We start from the raw sequence: 18,903 nt of genomic DNA, 5'->3' as shown, positions 1-18,903 counted from the left end.
CACGCGCGCCGTCGTGCGTCATGCGCCGCTTGAGCGCAGCATGACGGCGAGTGTCGTCCCCGCTATTTCTGCGGTGGTCCCAAATCCAGCGGCGGCAGCTCGATCTGCGGCACCTCGATCTTGATCGTGTTGGGGTCGATGTTGGTCTGGACGCCCTTGTAGTGCATCACCATCGCGGGGAACGCGATCACCAGACCGACCATGATGACCTGGATGACGACGAACGGGACCGCACCCCAATAGATCTGGCCCGTGGTGACAGGGTCCATCCGCTTGCCGGTGACGCGATCGGTGTAGCGCTCCTTCGGCGCGACCGATCGCAGATAGAACAGGGCGAAGCCGAACGGCGGATGCATGAACGAGGTCTGCATGTTGACGCCGAGGATGACGCCGAACCAGATCAGGTCGATGCCGAGGTGCTCGGCGGCAGGTCCGAGCAGTGGGATCACGATGAAGGCCAGCTCGAAGAAGTCGAGGAAGAAGGCCAGCACGAAGACGAAGGCGTTGACGAAGATCAGGAAGCCGACCTGGCCGCCGGGCAGGGAGGTGAGCAGGTGCTCGACCCAGACGTGCCCGTTGACGCCGTAGAAGGTCAGCGAGAACACGCGGGCGCCGACCAGGATGAACACGACGAAAGCCGACAGCTTGGCGGTCGATTCCGTGGCCTGCCGGATCAGATCCCAGCTCAGCCGCCGCTTCGCGGCACCGAGGATGAGGGCGCCGGCCGCACCCATCGCGCCGCCTTCGGTCGGGGTCGCGATGCCGATGAAGATCGTGCCCAGCACCAGGAAGATCAGGAACAGCGGCGGCACCATGACGAAAGTGGTCTGCTGCGCCATCTTCGAGAGGAAACGGAAGCCGGTGAGCTTGTCGATGACCCAGTTCACCACAGCGACGACGAATGCGAAGATGATGCCGTAGAACATGCTGAGCACGACGTAATCGGCGCCATGCACGCTCGAATCGCGCATCATGAACCAGCCGAACACGCCGCTGGCGAGGAACAACACGCCGAGCGAACCGAGGCCTCGGCTGCCACTCTCCTCGCGGAAGCCGATGGCCTCCTTCGGCAGGCCCGGCGTGGCCTTCGGGAAGATCACGCTGACGAGGAAGGCGTAGGCCGCGTAGAGGCCGGCGAGCACGAGGCCCGGGATGAAGGCGCCCTCGTACATGTCGCCGACGGATTTGCCGAGCTGGTCGGCCATCACGATCAGAACGAGCGAGGGCGGAATGATCTGCGCGAGGGTGCCGGACGCGGCGATGACGCCGGCTGCCACGCGGCGGTCATAGCCATAGCGCAGCATGATCGGCAGCGAGATCAGACCCATTGAGATCACGGAGGCGGCGACCACGCCCGTCGTCGCGGCAAGCAGCGCGCCGACGAAGATCACGGCATAGGCAAGGCCGCCGCGGATGGTACCGAACAGTTGGCCGATGGTGTCGAGCAGGTCCTCGGCCATGCCCGACCGCTCCAGCACCAATCCCATGAAGGTGAAGAACGGAATGGCGAGCAGCGTGTCGTTGTTCATCACGCCATAGACCCGCTCCGGAAGGGCCTGGAGGAAGTCCGGGCGGAACTCGCCGAGCTCGATGCCGACTACGGCGTAGAACAGGCCGACGGCGCCGAGCGAGAATGCTGCGGGATAGCCGAGCAGCAGCATGACGACCAGCGACGCGAACATGATGGGCGCCATATTGGCGATGATAAACGCGGTCATAATTCCCCCTAAACCGTCGCCAACGGCTACTTCTTCTCGATCGCTTCGACGAGATGCTCGACTTCCGCCTCCAGCGCCGACACCTGGGATTCGTGCGGGTCCGGCATCATTCCGCGCATGACCGCAATTCGTTTGATCAGCTCGGAGATGCCTTGAACGAGCAGCAAAGCGAACCCGATCATGATCAGGGATTTGGCGGGCCATTGCGGCAGGCCGCCGGCGTTGCCGGATTGCTCGTTGATCTGGAACGAGCGCTCGAAGAACGGCACGCCCGTGATGATCATGACGATGCACAGCGGAATGAGGAAGAACAGGTGACCGATCACGTCGATGACGTTGCGAGCCGTCTTCGGCAGCGCATTGTTCACGATGTCGATGCGGATGTGCTCGTTATCGAGCAGAGTCCAGGGCGAGCACAGCAGGAAGACGATGCTGAACAGCACCCATTGCAGCTCGAGCCACGAATTGGACGACGTGTCGAACGTCTTGCGGACGATCGCATTGACCGCCGAAATGATGACGGCGACCACGATCAACCACGCCAGGCGTTTGCCCGTCCAGCGCGTGAACGCGTCAATTCCTCGGCTCAGCTTTAGGAGCGCTTGCAACGATAGGTCCTCCCCCGATTGTGCCCCGGCCGTCTTGACTGCGCCGAGTTGGCGCGTGGCTTGTCTCGCCGCGCAGGCATAAGGCAGCCGCACCAAACCAGCGGGCGTGCCGCCAGTCAATTGGAAGTTTGTTGATAGTTAAGGGGAATAACACCCGCGAGCAGGTTAAGGACTACCCGCCGGTGACGCTCATGTGCCTGGAGACGCTGGGACGGTCGTGGCGGCGGTCGATGATGAAGTCGTGGCCCTTGGGCTTCAGCCCGATGGCGCGGTCGATCGCATCCGCAAGCAGCACATCCTCATTCGATGCACGCAGAGGTTTGCGTAAATCCGAGGCATCCTCGTGGCCGAGGCAGGTGTGCAGCGTTCCCGTGCAGGTGATGCGCACCCGGTTACAGGATTCGCAGAAATTATGGGTCATCGGCGTGATGAAGCCGAGCTTGCCGCCGGTCTCGGCGACGCTGACATAGCGCGCCGGTCCGCCCGTGGTCTCGGCCAGATCCGTCAGCGTGAATTGCTGGGCGAGGCGGGCGCGCACCAGCGACAACGGCAGATATTGGTCGATCCGTCCCGATCCGATCTCGCCCATCGGCATCACCTCGATCAGCGTCAGGCCCATGCCCTTGCCATGGGCCCAGCGCATCAGCTCGGGCAGTTCGTCCTCGTTGAGGTTCTTCAGCGCCACCGCGTTGATCTTCACGCTGAGCCCTGCGGCGCGTGCGGCTTCGATGCCTTCCAGAACCTTGTCGATCTCGCCCCAGCGGGTGATCTCGCGAAACTTCCGCGGATCGAGCGTGTCGAGCGAGACGTTGATGCGGCGGACGCCGCAATCGGCAAGCTCGCTCGCATGTTTCCCAAGCTGGGTGCCGTTGGTGGTCAGCGTCAGCTCGTTCAGGGCGCCGCTGGAAAGATGCCGCGATAGCGAGCGCACCAGCGTCATCACGTTGCGGCGGACCAAGGGCTCGCCGCCGGTGAGCCGCAGCTTCTTCACGCCCTTGGCGATGAAGGCCGAGCAGAGCCGATCGAGTTCCTCCAGCGTCAGCAGGTCCGCCTTGGGCAGGAACGTCATGTCCTCCGACATGCAATAGAAGCAGCGCAAGTCGCAGCGGTCAGTGACGGAGACGCGCAAATAGCTGATGGTCCGCCCGAACGGATCGGTCATGGGGCTCGATAGCGCGGCGAGAGGGCTCGCGGAAGATCCGTTCATACGGGAGGCCTTGTCACTTTGGGCGACTCGCGCACCGATGCTTTAGCGGTGCTCTGGAAGCAATCTAAGCATCACGCTGGCCGAGGACAATCGGGTTGGATACGCAAGGTCAGCGCTTGCCCGCGTTCGGATCCGGGAACGGCGAGGCCGCGGTCTGTGCGGCATCCGCCGGGGCTGCGGCAGCGGCCGGTTTCGGCTTCTTCGGCCGGTGCGGCTTGCGGACCGGTTTGGGCGGAGTGGCCGGCTGGAGCTCCGCGAACACCGGATTCGGGTCGGTGGTCACCGAGGCGGGCGTGGTGAAATCGCCGGGATTCTTGATCACGTTCACCGGCACGTTCGCCGGCTGGTACTTGGCCAGCGCGAAAGCGACCGTAAACGGAGCATCGGGGGCGGGAACCGAGACGGAGCAGGGGGTCTTGCAGCCCGGACCGAGCGAGGTTGTGGCGTCAGCCCCCGGAGGACTTGACTCGAGCCTGACCTGGACGGTCGGCGGGGCCGATTTGAACATGTCCCAGGACATCGAGGAGCAGCCACCAAGGCTCGCTCCTGCTAACGCAATCGCGATGACACGACGCATGACCACCCATTTCTGCGACGAACCGCCACCTACCCCAGCCGGACCTTAGGAGTGTCGTTTGGGGCAGGCAACCGGCGGGCTGCGCATAGGTAATAGATGGTTAATGCGGGGTTCTGCGGAATAATATAGCTTAATCAGTGGCTTGCGGGAGTCCGGGTATTCATCAGGCTGTGCGCTGCGGCGGGGAGGTCGCGCATGTGATGGATCAGCCGGTCCGGTTTCAGCTCGGCGATCGGCACGTCCGTATAGCCGAAGCTGACCCCGATGACGGGCACGCCGGCCCGCCGGGCGACGCCAACGTCGGTTCCGGCGTCACCGACCATGATGGAGGCTTTGACCTCTCCGCCGGCGCGCGCCACGGTCTCGCGGAAAATGGTCGGATCGGGCTTCTGGACGCCGAACGTGTCGGCGCCGCAGATCGCCGCGAAGCGACGGCTGAGGTCGAGCTGGTCCAAAAGCCGCTGCGACAGCCATTCCAGCTTGTTGGTGCAGACTGCGAGGCGATGGCCCTGGGCGGCAAAATGGTCGAGCGCGGCCTCGAGCCCCTCGAAGGGGCGGGATTCGACCGCGATATGGTCGGCATAATAAGCGATGAAATCGGCCGTCATCCGGTTCATGTCTGCGGGGGTGACGGTGCGACCCTCGGCCTCCAGGCCCCGCTCGATCAGCTTGCGGGCGCCGGCGCCGATCATGTTGCGGGCCGAGGCCATCGGCACGGGCGGCAGCCCTGCGCGGTCGAGCACGTGATTCAGCGCGGTGATCAGGTCGGGCGCCGTATCCACAAGCGTGCCGTCGAGATCGAAGACGATGGTGTGAGGGGAGGTCATGGGCGAAGCGCTACCGGCGCGGTCGTATCGAAGCAAGGGGCGGGGCCATAATATCCGCTTATAGACCTGTTCCCAGACCCTGTTCTCCGGGGAAAAACGAGGCTACATAGGCCGCCGCAACCGGCCACACCCGGCGGCACATTCTCGATCCAAAGGCGGGCGCAAACGTGAACATGGACCAGTTGAAGCGGCAGGCTGCAGCGCGCGCCCTCGAGGAGGTGCGCGACGGCATGCAGCTCGGGCTCGGCACCGGCTCGACTGCAAAACATTTCGTCGAGCTGCTCGGCGAGCGCGTCGCCGCCGGGCTCAAGGTGATCGGTGTGCCGACCTCGGAGGCGACGCGCGCTGATGCGGAGCGTTGCGGCGTGCCGCTGACCACGCTGGACGAGATCGACCATCTCGACATCACCGTCGACGGCGCCGACGAGATCGATCCCGAGCTCAATCTCATCAAAGGCGGTGGCGGCGCGCTGCTGCGCGAGAAGATCGTGGCGGCCGCCTCGGATCGCATGATCGTGATTGCCGACGACAGCAAATGGGTGCCGACGCTCGGCAAGTTTCCGCTGCCGGTCGAGGTCATCCCGTTCGGGCTTGGGGCGACGCGCCGCGCGATCGAAAAGGCATTTGCCGAATGCGGCGTTTCCGGGCAAATGGCGGTCCGCAAGGCGAAGGACGGCCACGTTTTCGTCACCGACGGCGGCCACTGGATCGTCGATGCCCAGCTCGGACGTATTGTGGATCCACCCAGTCTCGCCAAGGCGTTGAGCGCCATCCCCGGTGTGGTCGAGCATGGCCTGTTCATCGGCCTGGCCAGCTCGGCCGTTCTGGCGGGCGGCGAGGGAATCCGCGTGATTGAACGGCGAAAGCCCTAAGGAGACTAGGAATGAAGAGCGTTTTGAAATTGTTGCCGGCCGCGACCCTTGCTGTGGGACTGGCCCTCTCGGTCGCCCCGGCTGTGGCCCAGCAGGGTGCGCCCAAGGCCGCGGCGCCTGCCCAGCCGAAAGCCTCGCCTGCGGCGATTGCCGCAGCCAGGGAGATCCTGCAGATCAAGAACGCGACCGCGATGTATCAAGGCGCCGTGCCCGGCCTCGTCGAGAAGACCAAGATCGCGCTGACGCAGCAGAACCTCAACTACCAGAAGGACCTCAACGAGGTCGCGCCGATCGTGGCCCAGCAGCTCGCCGGCCGCCAGAACGAGATCGGTGAAGGCATGGCGCAGATCTATGCCAGCGAGTTCACCGAGCAGGAGCTGAAGGACCTCGTCACCTTCTACAAGTCGCCGCTGGGCAAGAAGCTGATCGAGGCCGAGCCCCGCGCCATCGGGCTGAGCATGGCCTTCATGAACTCCTGGGCCCAGAACTTCTCCGAAACCGTGATGGGAGCCTTCCGCGCCGAGATGCGCAAGCGTGGCAAGGAGATCTGATCGATACTATCTGATCAGAGATCGCTGAAAGGGGTCGGAGTGGACAATGGCTGAATTCGACGTCGACCTCTTCGTCATCGGTGGCGGCTCGGGCGGCGTGCGTGCCGCCCGCATCGCGGCCGGCCATGGCGCCCGCGTGACGATTGCGGAAGAGTACCGCATGGGCGGCACCTGCGTGATCCGCGGCTGCGTGCCGAAGAAGCTGTTCGTGATCGGCTCGCATTTCCGTCACGAGCTCGAGGACGCCGCCGGCTTCGGCTGGACCGTTCCGTCCGCCAGCTTCGACTGGCCGACGCTGATCGCCAACAAGGACAAGGAGATCGCGCGGCTCGAGGCGGCCTACACCGCAAACGTCGAGAAGTCGGGCGCGCAGATCGTCAAAAGCCGCGCGGTGATCGAGGATGCGCACACCATCCGCCTGCTCGAGAACGACAGGAAGATCAGAGCGAAATACATCCTGATCGCCACCGGCGGCGCGCCGAACCACGGCGCGGCAATTCCCGGCATCGAGCACGTGATCTCCTCCAATGAGGCGTTCCACCTTGCGAGGCTGCCGAAGCGGATCGTGATCCAGGGCGGCGGCTACATCGCGCTGGAATTCGCCGGCATCTTCGCCGGCTTCGGCTCCGACGTCACCGTGATCTATCGCGGCGACAACATCCTTCGCGGTTTTGACGAGGATGTTCGGACCCATGTTCGCGCCGAGATGGAGAAGCAGGGCATCACCATCCTCACCGGCTGCACCGTGACCAAGGTCGACCGCCATGGCGAGGAGTTCACCACCCATCTGTCGAACGGATCGAGCCTCGCCTCCGAGCAGGTGATGTTCGCGATCGGCCGCCATCCCAACGTCGCCAATCTCGGGCTGGAGAATGCCGGCGTCGCCATCAATCCCAGGAATGGCGGCATCGCGGTCGATCATTTCTCGAAGAGCTCGGTCGACAGCATCTATGCGATCGGCGACGTCACCCACCGCTTCAACCTGACGCCGGTCGCGATCCGCGAGGGCCATGCCTTCGCCGACACCGTGTTCGGCAAGCGCGAGGTGAGGGTCGATCACGCCAACATTCCGACCGCCGTGTTCTCGCAGCCGGAGGTCGGCACCGTCGGCCTCACCGAAACCGAGGCGCGGGCGCAGTACAGCCACGTCGACATCTACAAGACGACGTTCCGCCCCATCAAGGCGACGATGTCGGGCCGCGACACGCGCGTGCTGATGAAGCTCGTCGTCGACGGGGCCACCGACCGCGTGCTGGGCTGCCACATCGTCGGCGATGCCGCCGCCGAGATCACCCAGGCGGTCGCGATCGCCGTGAAGATGAAGGCGACCAAAGCCGATTTCGACGCCACGATCGCGCTGCATCCAACCGCGGCCGAAGAGCTCGTCACCATGCGCACGCCGACCGCACGCCACGTGCGCCTGGCGGCGGAGTAGGGCCCCCTGCATCAGCGGCTCAGTTGCTTGTTGCATCTAAGCTAAAGCTTAGTCTGGACCTCGTGCTCCATTGAACCTAGTGAAGACTGTGGGGAGGACTCTGAAGTGAGAGTTTCCTTCCAAATCCATCGAGCTGCAAAAGACTCTCACCACTGCCTTTGAGCATCGCGACGTCGTTCTGTGCGTCGGATGGTCGCCAAAGCCTGTGTTCATCAGGTTTGAGAAGATACAGCATTCCGGGAGATAGATCGAAGAAGTAGCGGTTCTGATGAAAATTTGGAATCGAACTACCGCCTAAGCTTCGAAAGAGAGTTCCTTCAAACAATTCAGGTTTCGCTTCGAGTTTGGGTCGAGCGGGCTTCACTCCCTCGCGAGCAAATTCAACTCTCAAGGCTAGCACATGGGAACCGAAGCGGAGAGTAGTCACATGCCGGCTGCGCAAATGAGAAAACTTTGCGAGCTCTCTGTCCATGAGGTCTGTAAACTCACGAACATATCGCCTCAGAGTTTCATTGTCGACAGATCGCACCGTCTGTATCCTAGCGGTGTCGGTGTCCAAAAAGAGCGCGCGGCTACGATCCAGAATATCGTTGATTACAGTTTGATCAGAGGCGTCAATGCGAAAAAGGCGGTAGGCAACGTCATCAAGTGCCCGCAAGACGGCAGATGGGTTGGCCGACAGATCTCGGAGCCTGCCCCCCAGATGATCAAGCTGTTCAACGAAGCCCGCCGGAACGGCGAAGAGATCAGGGATGCACAATGCTCCCAAATCAACCTTTTCAATTTTGGGCTGCTTGATACCTACGTTCGACGCCCCAAACGCAAGCTGAAAAGCAATCATCTTCGAGTGCATTAGGGCAGCCAGCGCTCGGCCCACATCATGCCTGGAGTTTGCAAACGAAATTCCCACGAACGATTCGTTGAAGGCAATGTCGCGCGTCTCATAGGCAGCTGAGTACCGTCCCGGCTCTAAAGCCTTTGTGAAGCAACCCTCGGGGCAAAGCACAAGTGGCCCACGATAAATTCTTGGATCGCGGGGGCGGTGCGCCGTCAAGGCTACGAAAGGAGGAAGCTCTGTAGGCAAAGTGGGAGCTTGGTAGTCAGGTGCCGTCAATGCAGGCATTCGCTCAAGGTGTGTCGTAGGCTTTTTGTCTCCGCCACCGAGCTGAAATCCTTGGTCAGCTGGAAGCTCGTAGGAACGCAACCAAGCACTAAGTCGAACATTCGAAGATCGAGTGACTATAGACTGCAGAACTTCAAACTCGCGTAAGTTCCCAAGGGTCGCAGCTTTCAGAAGGCCGACGTCCAAGTTGGCAGATCGTATTGGGACGTTCTTGATTGTTTCTCGCGCGATCTGGATCAGTCCGTGTCTCCGGAATGTGTTCGACCAACTAACATTTCCCACGGTCAACTCAGCATCCTCTTGTGCATTTTTCCGGGAGCCAAAGAACAGCAAGGCTGGTGCCAGATTTGGACGACCGCGTTTTGGAGCGCCTGCTCTATCCGACGATCTGGAAATGCTGGGAAATAGATGTTCGCCTCGAAGCTGCGACAGGTTGATGAGGGAAACATTCGAGAATGAAAGTAGGAGCTGACTTCGCGCACGAGCCGCCGTGGCGTCTCGGCTAAAAAACGGTGTGGCCTTCATTACCAATGCGATTCGTGCACTTGCGGAACAAATGCTGCTTGCTCGCCATAAGAAATCCCAGTCTGGAGATCTGCTCGGCGTAGGCCCCCAAGATCGCCCCTCGGATTTGCGCTTGAGCCTACTTGATGCTCCTCCGTAGGTCCAAGGTGGGTTTCCGACGATTAGATCAAACTTGCATTCTGAGAAAAGCGGAGAAGTTAGGAAGTCGCAACAAAAGAGCGAGCGTCCGAGCAGCTTCTCGAACTTGAGATCGTGCCAGTTCGATCCCGCCAGGGGATCCATATCAAGCGCAGACAGGTAAAGGCTGAAGGCCGTAACCTGCAAAGCGCTTGGATTGATGTCGACTCCGAAAAGTTGGTTGTAGAGGACCTCTCGGACCAAATCGCGGGTCACCTCCTTTTTGCCAGCTCTTAGCCGTACAAGTCTTCTAAAGCTCTCAACTAAGAAAACACCTGAGCCGCACGCAGGGTCGAGCACTTTGGCGTGCGACGTAATCCCTTCGAACGCGCGATTCAAAAGAAAATCTACAAGGTTCGTGGGTGTATAATGGAGGCTCTGTTGAGCGGCTGCAGTACCAGCAACTGCATGGGCGAACTGTTCATACATCGCTGATATAACTTCGATTGGTATCGCCTCGAAGCGAAAAGGAAACAGTGAGCGCTGCCCTGTATCGAGTTGCTCCCCCTCTAAGAAGCGCGCGAGGAGTTCAAGTTGTTCTGCGTTGACGAGCTTATGCTCCGCCTTCTGCTCGGGTGGGAAAAGATCACCGTTGAACGTCTTCTGTATCCACCGAAACAGCCGCCAAGCGGACGAGGGAGAACGAAGCGCCTCCACGAGGCCAGGGGCCCTAGTGACCTGTTTCAAGGTTGAACCAGTCAATAGGCCGCGATCAGCAAGGTATTTCGCAAAAATTGTTCTCCCGATCAGTTTTTGCGCGAGAAAGCTATCGAGTCCTGAGGTTTCAAGTGCTTCTTCTAAAGCTGCGAGATCCCGGAGCAGTGCGGCATCGACCTTCGTGCGGCGATCTAAGCGACACCCCAGCTCTGTTTCCCAAAAAAGGCCGGAGTCGATTGCGAGACGCCCAAAGATACTTTCAAGACGTTTAAGTGCGGTTTGATCTCCGCACGCAAACTTTTCCAGCGTAATTGCCTCGACGTTTCCGCAGGGACGTGCATATCCATTCAATATGAAGATGCGATTCTTCGTTGTGACCCAAACGAGCGGAGCCAATCCGGCGTTCCATGCCAGAGATTGGAAGTCAATGATCTGGGGGTCAACTGGCTCCGAGGTGTCCGTGAGGTCCTTGAAGACGATAATCGGCGACCCTTGCGAGACAAACAGAGCATTGGCGCCAAAACCTCTATCGGAGGTACCGAATAGGCGCTCGAATCGGAGAAAATTGCTAGTTTCAGTTTTAAAATCGTTAGCAAGCAATAGCCCAGCCACGGGCCGTCCGGATAGCAAGTATCCGGTCTGACCTAACACCTCTGCAAATACGTTGGACTGGTCCACGACTCTCTAATCCCATGCCACCTAGAATCCATCCTATATCGGCGAGGGCTCATATTGAAGATGGTCTGGGCGTGTGAGAGAGAAGCGAATCAGTCCTGCAGTCCGGTTTGGACGGCTGCCGCCCCATGAAGCGCCCGAAGTATTCCAGCGCGCTTCGCGCCGACAAAAATTGTATCGTTCCCTAAGGTTGGTGCTTGGATCGCGTGCATCCACATCCCTTGCTCAAGCAGTTTGGATGATACCGCGTGTCGGATTGCAGGGTCTTTAGTCGCGACGTTGAAGAGAAACACGGTGTCCAAGCCGGTAGAGGACACTAGCAACTGCAGGGTCTCGTCGGGCACGTGAAACTGCATTACGAACAAGGCAACCACCAGATCGAATGATTGAAGGCGATATCGGATTTCGGAGGGCTGAGCACAACAATCCAGTCCTTGGGCCCGCAATTGCGCGCAGGCAAACGAATCGATCTCGAGAGCGACGTAATTTGTCCGAGACCCGAGTTCGTTCACGAGTGGATAGAGGCCGCAGCCAATCTCGAATAGACTTCCATTGCTGACGGCGTCGATAAAGTCGATCGCGAGGCGCCGCATCCGAGTTCGATGCTTAAATTGTGGGTCCGAGGATAAAATGCTCTCTCGGTACCGATTGAGAATAAGAATTTGCCTCAGATTAAGTTCGGCCGTCGCGCAGGGAATGTATATCCGGTCCATAAAGCGGGAGTATCGTCGTCCATCCCGCACAACATGATCAGGCCCGGGCGTCTCACTGGTGTAGAGCCAAATATCGTCTCCAAGGGCAGCGAATATAACATCATTAGATCGCATGTGATCCTTGCGAGCGACGATAATATTCGATCGCTTCATCAATGTTCTTGGTAAGAGGTAAGCTGCCGAGCGTCACATGTCGTTTGAGCAGTTCGATGCTTTCGGTCAGCGACTCGACGACATAATCTGACAGTCCCAACACGAATGGATGCGTCCAGTCGCGCACGTCCTCTCCGAAGAGATTGCGAACGAGGGCCTGCCGATAGTGAGAATGTTTAGGAGCGATAGTTATCGTTGGAATATTTCGAGCGCATGCAAACATCATTTCAGCACCGATGCCAATTCCTTTCTTGGTTCGGGCATCTACTAAGACTACGTTGCTAGTTTCTACCAGGTATAAGTCGCAGCCAAAATTGGCTTTGGGATCAGAGCGGTCCACTCCTGATTTCTGAGGATTGAGTAGGGTGACCTCGTGAGGCCGTAGCCCAGCACGAATCCGTTCTTCATCATCGTCGGTCCAATAGTGCTCTGACGGCCGATCGTCAGTGGCTCCCTTCCGAACTGAGCCTGAAAGGTAGATGCGAAGTGCCATAGTTATCCCAACAGCGCCTGTAGCTTCGGAGCAAATTGTTCAATGGCCAGAGCGACCGTTCCAGCGTTCGCTCCAAGCTGTAGGAGTCCGTTGAGGCTTAACAAGAGCCGCTTGCCGAGAGAGTGTCGCTTTGCTTCGTCCTCGGCTCCAGAAAAATCGTTTAGTTGGTTTAAGACCTCGTTCTTAAGATCCTTGTCCAACGTTGTATCATCATTCAGCGCCTTTATAAGTGTGCGAACAGCGTCCGACATCTCTCTAACGCCAGCATTGTTGCTGCCATTGACGTTCCCAATGATTGAATTCGAAATTTCCTCTACGTTGATTGCGACGTTGGACAGCGTTGAGTTTGAAATCTTGACCATGTTGAACACCATTTGAGGTTGGTTGCCTCCAAAGGGGAGGTTCGATTGTTGTGAATTCGCGTCTGTTGATTTGAATCTGTCTCGGATATCTTTCAATCGGCGCTTTGCGTCTGATTCGCCCGCCAAAGCCGTTTCGATTTTGCGACACAGAACGCTGCTATCATGGGTCTCCGCGTACCTATTGATGAGTTCATTCATGCAATTGGGGTCAGTGCTTGCGCAACGTGCAATGTGATCCACGAGTGCCACGCAAACCGCCGTGTCTTGCTCATTCTTGAACCATCTCCTGATTTCCGATTGTAAGCCAAAGGGGCGAATTCGGCCCAAACCAAGTGCAAGGCCTTCGCGAGCCTCAATGGAACTGTCGTCTATCCCAGCGACAACAATATCCTTATTTCGCTTTGCCGCATCTAGCTCCTTCGTGACAACCCTTAGTACCCAACGGCGAACGTTCGGCGGCGAGTCGTCCAAAAGTTGGCGAGGGCTCTTGGTTAGTTTTCGATCCGAACCATCGGGATTTCGATGATGGGCCCATATAGCATACTCTACGCTTTCGTGATCGTCGTCTTCCGCGAGATTGCCGACAAGGTCTAGTTGGTCGATGTGACCCAGAATAGGCTGAGGTATTTCCACTCGATATCCGCAAAGAAGCGATGTCCATTTGCGGACCATCGGATCCCGATCGAAGTGATTTCGCCCCAGCGCTGATTTCCCTTCGAGATAAGTGGTTCTTGCGAACAGCCTAGCCGCGAGTTCAAGGAAGGTTCCAAAGAACCTCTGATCGTGCTGCTTGAGCCAATGTGCGATTTGTTGGTCATGCATTATGCTAAAGAGGGCAGCGGCGATCCAGCTTTGATTTTCCGGGTCAGGTTCAGATTCAAAGGCCAAAACTAAAGAAGGAAGTGCTCGATCGTCCTTGATCAAGGCGGCCAGTTTGTAGCACCACCGCCTTACTCTGGGGTCGCTGCTAGAGATCAATCGTTCCAGTTCTTTTAAGAGCGCTGCGTTGTCCAGGAAGGCATGACCTGTCTCAAGTAATTCGCATGCATCTTGCAGTCCGCGCTTATTCTCTCTCGGATCTGCAGACGCTAGTCGGAAACGGACGAATTGCGTGCGCTCGGGACTGGCAGGAATGATGAGGCCAGTACGGCGTATAGGTCGTGTTGTGCGCAGGGAAAATGCGGAAAAAGGCGGAGTCATATAAGACAAAGGAAATGATGAAGAAACGGGACGTTAAAGGATGCATCTCCCGATTATGCTGGAGGCGATAGCATTTGTCGTCGCTTCGGGCGGAAACTCTATCCGAGACACTGATGGGTGAAGTTCCGCAAATAACGGCAATTGCTCGTTGATATATTCATCGTATCTCACTTCGGCCAATTTCGCGGTATCGTCTGAGCGCCCCCGGCGCGCAAGCCTGTTGCGGGAGTCAGTAAAGGTCAGTGGTAGATGAATAGCCAGAACCGCACGTTTTCCTTTCAATTTGTTAGCGAGAATGTTGAACCTAGGCAGAGCCCTAGACTCCCGCGGGTACCCGTCAATGACGATTGGCTTGTTCAAGTCGAGTACAGTCTGGTCGAGCCAGTCGAATAGGGGATCAAAAGATATGGTACGGCCAGTTTGTATTGCGGTCATCACGCGTGTCTCTGAAACTCCGATTTGATTTCGGAATGCCTCGTTCTTGAGGAGCCGGCCAATGGCGATATGCGTGAAGCCATGCGAACCCTCAAGGTGATCCCCAAGAGTGCTCTTTCCCGAGCCAGGCGGGCCAAACAGGGTTACAAGCATCGCGCGAACGACATTAGTCGCCTCTACCTTCGGAAGCAACCTGAGATATCGGCTAGCCTAAGTATGATGCGGTGCACAAACCCCAACTCCGAAAGCCAACGAATTTGCCGCGACACGCGCGTGCTGATGAAGCTCGTCGTCGACGGGGCCACCGACCGCGTGCTGGGCTGCCACATCGTCGGCGATGCCGCCGCCGAGATCACCCAGGCGGTCGCGATCGCCGTGAAGATGAAGGCGACCAAGGCCGATTTCGACGCCACGATCGCGCTGCATCCGACCGCGGCCGAAGAGCTCGTCACCATGCGCTCGCCGACCGCACTCCACGTGCGCCAGGCGGCGGAGTAGCCTTTCGCCTGTGAGGCCTTGACGTTTTGCGGGCTTGACGTTTTGAGGGCTTGACGATTTGTTCATGTTTTGTTCTTATGCATGCAACCATGATGGGAGGCAGCGATGGACAACCGCATCAACGAAATCCGCAGAACCATTCGAGCGCTTCGTGTCAGCATGCTCGAGGCCGAAGCCATCATGCGTGAGCAAGTTGACCGGGACGAGGACTGCAGCTTCGTCGCGCAGGAAATCCTCAAGATGCGTTCGGTCATGAGCTTGCTCGTCAAGGAGCGTACAACGCTCGGCGATGACGAGCCGATCCTCGTCAACTGCCTCTACGTGCGGCGGCGCCGGCCGCCCCGACAGTCATCGGCTGATCGTGTCCCGGAGTCGGGTAATATGCCTCCGCAACGCGTGGCGGCGGGAATCTGACAGGAGCAGGACGACCGTCATTCGAACGACTGGCGAGCGGCCCGTTCAGGTTTGCCGGATGGACTGTCCGCCCACTTCGCCATGTCCATCGTTCGCACGTCGATGCCTTCGCACCAGAGGCAGCTGAGCTCCGCGCGGCCCTTTGCCGAAAGCATTGGGACAAGTCCGTGGCCGCAGCCGGAGCAAGACGTGACATGATTCATGCGGTTCTCCACGATACCCGAATTCGGGACGACATTTCGTTGCCGAAGCTTGCGTGGGCGTTATGACGGAGCAGGAACGCTTCCGATCGGAGTGCTCGTGCCTGAGATCGTCGAGGCTGCGATCCAGCGCGAGACCGCCCCGATGTCCTCCGCGTAGGCGCGAAGCTGGAATTCCGCGGAGCTGCCGCGCGCGACGATGATGGGCGCGCCATTTGTTTTCGACCGCAATCGCGCGCTCGACCGCGGTGACCTCCTTGGTGAGGTCGCAGGTAGAGATGGCGGGAGTTACGCGTGCCGCACACCATCATGATGAGATTGAAGCAATGAGCGAGAGACCTCCACAATGTCGTCCTGGCGGAAGCCAGGACCCATTACCCCGGTCAGTGTTATTGAAGCACGCTGGGGCCACTTTCATCGGCTACAACGTCTCCCTGTGGCAATGGGTCCTGGCTTTCGCCAGGACGACACCGAGGATGTTGCTACATTCGTGCACACGTGGCGGGGAGTGCCCGTCGCCATCGTGCAAAGTCGCCTCTGCCGCACCATGGAACCCGATGCGGCGGCTGGTCGCAGTCGCATCGCCTTGATTCCGACAGACCGGTCTTTATGTGTCGGTGAACAAGAATCCGGGCCCCTCTGGCGAGGACGCCGACGATGTCGGCAAACCTCGTGATGTCGGATGACCTGTCCCGCGCGAATGCGATGGATCGGCCGATCGTCGGGCCTTCTTCGGTTCTCTCCGACCAGTCGCTCCATCGCAGCTCCGTGCGGCCATTTCGCAAGATCGAGGAGCAACGATGTCTGACGCCAAGCATTCAAATCCGAACGAGATCGAGATCGCGGATCCGTCCAGCCTGAACGAGCAGGCTGCGGCGGCGCTGGTCATTGCCGGCGCGCTGGTCGCCGTGGCCGACCGGCGCGTTTCGCCGGTCGAGCGCGACGAAGTGATCCGGTTCATCCGGGATCGCGGATTGGCGCCCCATATCGGCGACGAAAGGCTGCTTGCGATGTTCGACGCACTCGCCGAACGACTCGAGGAGCCGGATTTTGCCAACGTCGTGATCGAGACGCTGCGACCGGTCTCGGACATGCCGCTGTCGTCTCATCTGATGGAGTTGTCGGAGCGCGTCGCGGCCGCCGACGAGGACGTCCATCCCCATGAGGTGCAGGCGATCAAGCTGTTGCGCCTGCTGACGCTGGCGCTGCCGCGCGCAAAGCGGGTCGTACCGGCCGCGGCCCGCGCCGCCGCCGAGGAATGAGCATGACCACTGCCTCGGACCAGCGTACGACGGGAGCCGAGGATGCTGCCAGCCAGATGGCCGGCGGCGACCCGCGCCTCGACAAACTCGTCAATTGCCTGCCGCCGCGCGTGGGCGACACCGTCACCTATCTGCTCAAGCCGTCGAGCCGCTGGGTCAGGATCCCCTCGGGCGCGCTGCTCGTCGTCGGCGGCGTGTTCTCCTTCCTGCCGATACTGGGTGTCTGGATGCTGCCACTCGGCCTCGCGCTGCTTGCGGAGGACGTGCCCGCGTTGCGCTCCTCACGTTCGAAAGTCCTGGACTGGGTCGAGCGGAAGAAGCCGCAATGGCTCGATCCGTCCGCATCGAAACATGATCGATCATGACTGAATTCATCACCACCGAGGCGCTGGCCGCGCTGCTCCAGGTCGTCCTGATCGACCTCGTGCTGGCCGGCGACAACGCCGTCGTCATCGGCCTTGCCGCGGCGGGGCTGCCGGCCGAGCAGCGCCGGCGCGCCATCGTGGTCGGCATCGTCGCCGCTACTGCGCTCCGCATCGTCTTCGCCGGCGTTGCGACCCAGCTGCTGCAAGTGATCGGCCTCCTGCTCGCCGGCGGCGTGCTGCTGCTTTGGGTCTGCTGGAAGATGTGGCGCGAGCTGCGCGAGCGGGCCGCGCATTCGCGTCAGCTTGCATTCAGCCATGGCGGCGGCGCGAGCGACGCACCTGTGCCGCATAAGACTTTCGGGCAGGCGGCCTTGCAAATCGTCGCCGCCGACGCCTCGATGTCGCTCGACAACGTGCTCGCGGTCGCGGGCGCCGCGCGCGAGCATCCCTACATCCTTGCGTTCGGTCTCCTATTGTCGGTGGCGATGATGGGCGTAGCCGCAGACCTGCTTGGCCGCGTGCTGCAGAAGCAGCGCTGGATCGCCTATGTCGGTCTCGCCATCATCGTTTACGTCGCCTTCGAGATGATCTATCGCGGCTCGCTCGAGCTCGCGCCTGTCATCGCGAGTCTCTGAGGCGCGTTTCCTGTCTCACTCCGGAGTGATCAATGACGTCTGAAACCAAAGCACTTTCGGCGCATTCCGCGCCAGCGCCGCAGATCGGTCCGTTTGCGCAGCTCATCTTTGGCTCGCGCTGGCTGCAAGTGCCGCTCTATGTCGGCCTGATCATCGCGCAGGGCGTTTATGTGCTGCTGTTCCTTAAAGAGCTCTGGCATCTGGTCGCGCACTCGTTCGACGCCAGCGAGCAGCAGATCATGCTGGTCGTGCTCGGGCTGATCGACGTCGTCATGATCTCGAACCTGCTGGTGATGGTGATCGTCGGCGGATACGAGACCTTCGTCTCCCGGCTGAACCTGACCGGTCATCCCGACGAGCCGGAATGGCTGAGCCACGTCAATGCCAGCGTGCTCAAGATCAAGCTGGCGATGGCGATCATCGGCATCTCCTCGATCTCGCTGCTCAGGACCTTCATCGAGGCGGGCAATCTCGGCACGACGCGCAGCAATTTCACCGAGAGCGGCGTGATGTGGCAGGTGCTGATCCACCTGACCTTCATCATCTCGGCGATCGGCATCGCCTGGGTCGACCGCCTCAGCGAGAGCGGCCATCGCAAGGAGGCACGCCACGGCTGATGGACCTGGCCGTCTGATACCTCCCGAGCGGCCAAGCCTGGAGCCCGCCTGATCGCGCGATCAGGCGGGCTCTCTTTTCCGGATCGATAAAATTGTCTGCAATCCGCACAGCAGCGGCAAACCCTGCGCACAAGAAACGTGCGGCCTTAAACCTCGACTTTGGAACCCGCGTGCATCCTGCCGGCAAAAGGGCAGGGCATCCGCATGTCTATTCTCAGGGAGATCGTCGCTGCGATCGCAGGGGTGTACGCGCTCCTGTTCGTCTGCGACGCATTGTTCGGGGTCGGCGAGGCACGCTTCGACGACGCCTATTTCCGCGCCAGCTTCTACGCGCCGCGGCCGAAGGAATTTCGCTTTGCGAGCGATACGCCGCCGGCGGTGCGTGTCAGCGACGCATTTGCGCAATTTGCGCCGGGCGAAGCCAGGCCGAACAGGCGTTACTCGTCGCTGACGACGATCATCCGTTAGTGAATGTTGGAAGTACGCCCGTCGTTTGTTCGGGGTCCACCTCTCCCCGGCGGGGAGAGGTCGGATTGCGCCTGGCGATGCGAAGCATCGTCCAGTGCAAATCGGGTGAGGGGCCGCAGCCTTAGGTGAGACTATT

Annotated in this window: 20 protein-coding genes; 10 read left to right on the top strand and 10 right to left on the bottom strand. The window is 59.8% G+C overall.

Features of this window, described 5'->3' with window-relative positions; all coding sequences use genetic code 11:
• Positions 1 to 62: 62 nt before the first annotated feature.
• The 5 genes from AAE027_RS20965 to AAE027_RS20945 all read right to left on the bottom strand — a co-directional run bounded on the left by AAE027_RS20965 (position 63) and on the right by AAE027_RS20945 (position 4,937).
• On the bottom strand, positions 63 to 1,718 hold the full coding sequence (locus AAE027_RS20965) for a TRAP transporter large permease (protein ID WP_370986694.1): 1,656 nt from the start codon (positions 1,716 to 1,718) through the stop codon (positions 63 to 65).
• Between the two features lie 26 nt (positions 1,719 to 1,744).
• A complete protein-coding gene (locus AAE027_RS20960) occupies positions 1,745 to 2,326 on the bottom strand; it encodes a TRAP transporter small permease subunit (RefSeq protein ID WP_370986695.1) in 582 nt (193 codons plus the stop codon).
• Between the two features lie 172 nt (positions 2,327 to 2,498).
• Entirely contained in the window at positions 2,499 to 3,533 is a 1,035-nt protein-coding gene (moaA, locus tag AAE027_RS20955; protein WP_370986696.1) for a GTP 3',8-cyclase MoaA, read from the bottom strand.
• A 109-nt stretch (positions 3,534 to 3,642) separates the two neighbouring features.
• Positions 3,643 to 4,110: a hypothetical protein gene (locus tag AAE027_RS20950; RefSeq protein WP_370986697.1), complete on the bottom strand. Its 468-nt coding sequence runs from the start codon at positions 4,108 to 4,110 to the stop codon at positions 3,643 to 3,645.
• Between the two features lie 134 nt (positions 4,111 to 4,244).
• Positions 4,245 to 4,937, bottom strand: coding sequence for an HAD family hydrolase (locus AAE027_RS20945; protein ID WP_370986699.1), 693 nt, complete (start codon positions 4,935 to 4,937; stop codon positions 4,245 to 4,247).
• Positions 4,938 to 5,104: 167 nt separating this feature from the next.
• Here AAE027_RS20945 and rpiA point away from each other — a divergent pair, with 167 nt between their 5' ends.
• Genes rpiA through gor form a run of 3 tightly spaced genes read left to right on the top strand, consistent with a single transcriptional unit; the run spans position 5,105 to position 7,795 of the window.
• On the top strand, positions 5,105 to 5,809 hold the full coding sequence (rpiA, locus tag AAE027_RS20940) for a ribose-5-phosphate isomerase RpiA (RefSeq protein ID WP_128945585.1): 705 nt from the start codon (positions 5,105 to 5,107) through the stop codon (positions 5,807 to 5,809).
• A gap of 11 nt (positions 5,810 to 5,820) precedes the next feature.
• A complete protein-coding gene (locus AAE027_RS20935; protein ID WP_091888746.1) occupies positions 5,821 to 6,360 on the top strand; it encodes a DUF2059 domain-containing protein in 540 nt (179 codons plus the stop codon).
• Between the two features lie 46 nt (positions 6,361 to 6,406).
• Positions 6,407 to 7,795 (top strand): glutathione-disulfide reductase, encoded by a 1,389-nt coding sequence (gene gor / locus AAE027_RS20930; protein ID WP_370986700.1) that lies wholly within the window; start codon positions 6,407 to 6,409, stop codon positions 7,793 to 7,795.
• A 76-nt stretch (positions 7,796 to 7,871) separates the two neighbouring features.
• On the opposite strand, the gene AAE027_RS20925 is transcribed toward gor, so the two are convergent.
• The 5 genes from AAE027_RS20925 to AAE027_RS20905 all read right to left on the bottom strand — a co-directional run bounded on the left by AAE027_RS20925 (position 7,872) and on the right by AAE027_RS20905 (position 14,461).
• Positions 7,872 to 10,877 carry an HsdM family class I SAM-dependent methyltransferase gene (locus tag AAE027_RS20925; RefSeq protein ID WP_370986701.1) on the bottom strand — a complete coding sequence of 1,002 codons (3,006 nt, stop codon included), beginning with the start codon at positions 10,875 to 10,877 and terminating at the stop codon, positions 7,872 to 7,874.
• Positions 10,878 to 11,044: 167 nt separating this feature from the next.
• Positions 11,045 to 11,545 (bottom strand): class I SAM-dependent methyltransferase, encoded by a 501-nt coding sequence (locus AAE027_RS20920; RefSeq protein WP_370986702.1) that lies wholly within the window; start codon positions 11,543 to 11,545, stop codon positions 11,045 to 11,047.
• A gap of 223 nt (positions 11,546 to 11,768) precedes the next feature.
• Complete coding sequence (locus AAE027_RS20915) at positions 11,769 to 12,311, bottom strand: DEAD/DEAH box helicase family protein (RefSeq protein ID WP_370986704.1); 543 nt, start codon at positions 12,309 to 12,311, stop codon at positions 11,769 to 11,771.
• A 2-nt stretch (positions 12,312 to 12,313) separates the two neighbouring features.
• On the bottom strand, positions 12,314 to 13,873 hold the full coding sequence (locus AAE027_RS20910; RefSeq protein ID WP_370986894.1) for a HEAT repeat domain-containing protein: 1,560 nt from the start codon (positions 13,871 to 13,873) through the stop codon (positions 12,314 to 12,316).
• Positions 13,874 to 13,906: 33 nt separating this feature from the next.
• The gene (locus AAE027_RS20905) at positions 13,907 to 14,461 is read right to left on the bottom strand and encodes a nucleoside monophosphate kinase (RefSeq protein ID WP_370986705.1); all 555 of its coding nucleotides are present in this window, start codon (positions 14,459 to 14,461) and stop codon (positions 13,907 to 13,909) included.
• On the opposite strand from AAE027_RS20905, the gene AAE027_RS20900 reads away from it, so the two are divergent.
• From AAE027_RS20900 to AAE027_RS20870, 7 genes are all read left to right on the top strand, one after another.
• Positions 14,378 to 14,806: a hypothetical protein gene (locus AAE027_RS20900; protein WP_479714238.1), complete on the top strand. Its 429-nt coding sequence runs from the start codon at positions 14,378 to 14,380 to the stop codon at positions 14,804 to 14,806. The two genes, AAE027_RS20905 and AAE027_RS20900, sit on opposite strands and share 84 nt — an antisense overlap.
• Before the next feature lie 105 nt (positions 14,807 to 14,911).
• On the top strand, positions 14,912 to 15,220 hold the full coding sequence (locus tag AAE027_RS20895; protein ID WP_370986707.1) for a hypothetical protein: 309 nt from the start codon (positions 14,912 to 14,914) through the stop codon (positions 15,218 to 15,220).
• Between the two features lie 1,000 nt (positions 15,221 to 16,220).
• Complete coding sequence (locus AAE027_RS20890) at positions 16,221 to 16,682, top strand: tellurite resistance TerB family protein (protein WP_370986708.1); 462 nt, start codon at positions 16,221 to 16,223, stop codon at positions 16,680 to 16,682.
• 2 nt (positions 16,683 to 16,684) lie between these two features.
• The gene (locus tag AAE027_RS20885) at positions 16,685 to 17,047 is read left to right on the top strand and encodes a hypothetical protein (protein WP_176945648.1); all 363 of its coding nucleotides are present in this window, start codon (positions 16,685 to 16,687) and stop codon (positions 17,045 to 17,047) included.
• Positions 17,044 to 17,682, top strand: a complete 639-nt coding sequence (locus AAE027_RS20880; protein ID WP_370986709.1) for a TerC family protein — start codon at positions 17,044 to 17,046, stop codon at positions 17,680 to 17,682. Before AAE027_RS20885 ends, AAE027_RS20880 begins: the two co-directional genes overlap by 4 nt.
• Positions 17,683 to 17,714: 32 nt before the next feature.
• Positions 17,715 to 18,299, top strand: coding sequence for a TIGR00645 family protein (locus AAE027_RS20875; protein WP_091888732.1), 585 nt, complete (start codon positions 17,715 to 17,717; stop codon positions 18,297 to 18,299).
• Positions 18,300 to 18,503: 204 nt separating this feature from the next.
• Positions 18,504 to 18,767: a hypothetical protein gene (locus tag AAE027_RS20870; protein WP_370986710.1), complete on the top strand. Its 264-nt coding sequence runs from the start codon at positions 18,504 to 18,506 to the stop codon at positions 18,765 to 18,767.
• Positions 18,768 to 18,903 lie beyond the last annotated feature (136 nt).

Source organism: Bradyrhizobium sp. DN3 (genome assembly GCF_041357655.1).
Lineage (GTDB): Bacteria > Pseudomonadota > Alphaproteobacteria > Rhizobiales > Xanthobacteraceae > Bradyrhizobium.
This window is presented reverse-complemented; position numbering and strand designations above follow the sequence as displayed.